The sequence below is a fragment of the Caenibacillus caldisaponilyticus genome (genome assembly GCF_002003465.1).
Classification (GTDB): Bacteria; Bacillota; Bacilli; order Bacillales; family Sporolactobacillaceae; genus Caenibacillus; species Caenibacillus caldisaponilyticus.
Window position 1 is genome coordinate 1 of sequence record NZ_BDDQ01000178.1, and the last position, 969, is coordinate 969.

Consider the following 969-nt stretch of genomic DNA (forward strand, 5'->3'; position numbering starts at 1 on the left):
CGTGTCAAGGCGCTTTCGCGGCAACTCCTCGCTTCCGAGGTATTTCACGTTCTCCTTGACACGTCGAAGAAATTATCCCACTTTCTTGATCGCCGAAACTTCCTGATTCATCGTTTGAACGCCTAACTCTTTCGTTTTCCGCCACTGCCAATAGTCGGACATATCCAGGTATTTGCGTCCCGATATCCATTTTTCGTCCATTTCGATCAACACGGCGCCTACGAGGCGATACACCGATTCCCGGTTCGGAAAAATGCGGATCACCCGTTCTCTGCGGCGGATTTCCTCATTGAGCCGTTCGATGCCATTGGTTGTGCGCAGGCGCCGCCGGTAACGCTCCGGATAGTCCAAGACAGCCGTGGCGTCTTCGAATCCCTCTTCGAGGATTTGCATCGCTTTAGGGACTTTCTCCTCCCATTTGGCCAACACTTGTTCCAAATAACAGCCGTGCCGCCTGCTTATTGGGGGCGTGAAGAATCCCGCGAATCTCCTCAAGCAAGGCATCCTGCATATACTTTGGTGCGGCATCGAGGATATTGCGAATAAAATGTGTCTGGCATCGCTGCCATGTCGCGCCTTGGAAATGCTTTTCAATCGCTTGCACCAGCCCGCCGTGTTGATCCGAGATGATCAAGTCCACTCCCCGGAGTCCCCGGTCTTTCAGCCATCCGAAGAACTCGCTCCAGCTGGACTCCGATTCACTGTTTCCGATTTGCAGGCCAAGAATTTCCCGGTATCCTTCCTCATTCACTCCTGTGGCGATCAAAACGGCTCTGGAACGTACCCGTCCATTTTCCCGGACTTTCGTATAAATAGCATCTACTAGCACAAACGGATACACATGTTCATGAAGGGAACGTCATTCCAGTCTTGGATCATCGGATCCAGTCCTTTGCACAACGCGGAGACCGTGGACTTGGAAACGAAGTCCCGCACAATTCTTCTGTGATTTGGGTGATCTTGCGGTAG

1 pseudogene is annotated in these 969 nt (G+C 52.1%); it reads right to left on the bottom strand.

Features of this window, described 5'->3' with window-relative positions:
* Window positions 1-72 precede the first annotated feature (72 nt).
* Window positions 73-969 (bottom strand): annotated as a pseudogene (locus CCB157_RS17130) (IS256 family transposase); the annotation flags it as partial.